Origin of the sequence: Microbacterium sp. 5K110 (assembly GCF_005774735.1) — a bacterium.
In the GTDB taxonomy this organism is placed as follows: Bacteria; Actinomycetota; Actinomycetes; order Actinomycetales; family Microbacteriaceae; genus Microbacterium.
The window spans coordinates 1-2,455 of record NZ_VBUM01000156.1; the positions used below are offsets into that span (position 1 = coordinate 1).

4 protein-coding genes are annotated in these 2,455 nt (G+C 69.0%); all 4 read right to left on the reverse strand.

Translation table 11 applies throughout. From position 1 onward, the window contains the following. Positions 1-41: 41 nt before the first annotated feature. The 4 genes from FE256_RS17785 to FE256_RS18540 all read right to left on the reverse strand — a co-directional run bounded on the left by FE256_RS17785 (position 42) and on the right by FE256_RS18540 (position 2,183). Entirely contained in the window at positions 42-668 is a 627-nt protein-coding gene (locus FE256_RS17785) for a DUF305 domain-containing protein (protein WP_138178300.1), read from the reverse strand. Positions 669-778: 110 nt separating this feature from the next. Continuing rightward, on the reverse strand, positions 779-1,258 hold the full coding sequence (locus tag FE256_RS17790; RefSeq protein WP_138178302.1) for a DUF6153 family protein: 480 nt from the start codon (positions 1,256-1,258) through the stop codon (positions 779-781). Positions 1,259-1,413: 155 nt separating this feature from the next. Then, positions 1,414-1,995, reverse strand: a complete 582-nt coding sequence (locus tag FE256_RS17795; RefSeq protein ID WP_138178304.1) for a hypothetical protein — start codon at positions 1,993-1,995, stop codon at positions 1,414-1,416. Between the two features lie 29 nt (positions 1,996-2,024). Continuing rightward, positions 2,025-2,183, reverse strand: coding sequence for a YHS domain-containing protein (locus FE256_RS18540; protein ID WP_354646083.1), 159 nt, complete (start codon positions 2,181-2,183; stop codon positions 2,025-2,027). Positions 2,184-2,455 lie beyond the last annotated feature (272 nt).

Genomic DNA, 2,455 nt, shown 5'->3' on the forward strand with positions numbered 1-2,455 from the left:
GAGCCGGCTTGGTGTCGGCTCCGCCCGAGGGGCCGGGGGGGTCAGAGGGTGGCGAGGATGTCCTGCATCGTGGTGATCTCGTCGGTCTGCCCGTCGATGATCTGCTGCGCCAGCGCGGCGACATCCGGGTTCTGCCCGTTGTCGAGCACCATCTCGGCCATCATGACCGCGCCCTGGTGGTGGGTGATCATGCCCTCCAGAAACAGGCGGGTCGCCACGACACCGGTAGCGGCATCGAGGGCCGCCATGTCCTCCTCGGACATCATCCCGTCGCCGTGGTCCATGCCCTCCATGCCGCCGATGCCGGACATGGAGTCGTCGTAGGGGATGCCCCAGTCCTCGAGCCAGCCCTTCATGGTCTGGATCTCGGGATCCTGAGCGGCCTTGATCTGCTCGGCGAGGGCCACGACCCGCTCGTCGATGCCGTCCTTGGCCAGGATCTGATCGGCCATCTGGATGGCCTGCTCGTGGTGGGGGATCATCATCGTCACGAACATCTCGTCCGCCGAGTTGAACGACGCTTCCTCGGTGGTGTCGGGTGTCGTGCTGGTCATGCCGCCGGGGCCGTGATCCATGCCGGGCATAGAGCTGCCCGTGGGGGCGCAGCCGGCGAGCACGAGCGCGATGGCGAGAGCGCCGGTGGTCAGCGCGAGGGTACGGAAACGCATGAGAGGGGTCCTTATCTGTCAGTCGAAACGGGTGAGCTGATTCCGCCCGCCCGGGGTGGGCACGGCGAGAGAACCGTCCGGCACGCGGTCGCGCCGGCACGGGCGGGGAATCAGGTTCGACTGATGGACAGGACGAGGAGAGAGGGTGGTCGCGGGTGCGGCAGCGCGGCCAGGACAATGCGTCCGTGGAGTCGCAGCAGGGCGAGGGCGACGCCGAGGCGAGCCAGCAGGACCGGCGCCAGCAGCACGATGGCGGCGGCTAGCAGTGCTAGCGCGCACACCATCGTCAGCATCGAGTGATCCGGCACTCCGCCCGAGCCGCCACAGTCGCCTGCGCAATGACCGGCAGCAGCTTCGGAGTTCATGCCGGGCGTGGTCTCGGTCGCGGTGACGGCGCTCATGTCGGTGCCGGCGTCCACATGGGCGGATTCGAACGCGGTCGCCGTCGTGTCGGAATGCCCGCCCAAGAGGGTGCCGGTGAGTGTATGCATGGCCAGCAGGCCGGCGATCAGCAGAAGGGCGGTGGTGAAGGTCAGCAGGAGCCGGTGCAGCCCGGACCGGGCGTGCACGAGAGCTCGGATGTGGTTCACCGCCGACCTCCTTCCCGCATCCAGGTTACTCCGGGCGCGCCGGATTCTGATCGGCGCGCACCTGAGGCGACGCGCGAGCGTCGTGACCAGCCGAGTCGACTGAACCGGGCCGCGGTGCGGGCGAAGATCCTGGATGGCACGTGTCGGGCGCTCGGTCATCGTAGGCCGGCCCCGCTGCGATGGGACTTCTCGATCAGTGCGAGCAGCCCGAGGGTGTCGTCTTTGATCTGGGTGCGTCCGACGGCCGCCCAGTTGCGGTCCAGGTGGCGACGGAGGTAGTCGAGGACGTGCGCGAGGGCGACGGTGTGCCACGAGGCCGATTGGGCTGGATTCGCGGTATTGCCGAACGCGACGGCGCGAATCAGGTGACCTTCCGGGGCGGTGACCTGCCCGACCGTGAGCAGCTCTTGCACGAGGGCGGGCGCGTCGGCGGGTGAGCAGCAGCCGAACCGCGCGAAGGCGGCTTCCAGCACAGCGGGGTCGCGCATAGCCGGGTTGAGTTTAGGGGCGCCTTCCTTGACCTCGCCCACGATCATGTCCGGCATGCCCGGCCGGGCGCCGAGCGCAGGGTCCGGATCGTCGCCGGGTGCGCGGTTGAGCCGGATCGCGAGGATGTCCAGGTCGGTGACGGTGCGGGGCCTGTCGGCACCGGCCGCGTCCAGCACCGGGTACTCGGCGACGGTGAAGTATCCGTTTACCCGCAAGTACGCTTGCACCAATCCAACCGCCGTGTCCACCGTGCGCTCCGTTCTGTCGCCGTCGTCAGTCAGTCGGCGTGGGCGTAGCGGGCCGGGTCGGCGTCGAACAGCGGACCGCACTCGGGGCAGCAGAACCAGTAGCGGGCGCCCTCGTAGTCCCGGAACAGGCCGCGTTGCTCGGCCCACGCCGGATCGACCCGGTTGCCGGGCATCACCGGACAGGTCACCAGGTTCGTTACCCCCGCCGGAGGCTCGTGATGGTGATGCTCGTGCGCGCTGTGATTCTGCGCTCCGTGAGCATGCTCGTGAGCGTGGTCATCCGTGTGGTCGCGCCCCGAGTGATCGTGGTCGTGGGACATGATGTCTTCTCCTTCTTGAGCGATGGGTCAGGCCCGGATCGGGGCGGGCTCCCGCGAGACCGGGGCTGCGCTGGGGGTCGGGACGGACAGGGGGCGGAAGCGGCGCAGCCGGAGGCTGTTGGTGACCACGAACCCGCTGC

Excerpts from the sequence above, each read along its gene's own strand:
- FE256_RS17785 (WP_138178300.1), bottom strand. The coding sequence starts at position 668 with ATGCGTTTCCGTACCCTCGCGCTGACCACCGGCGCTCTCGCCATCGCG.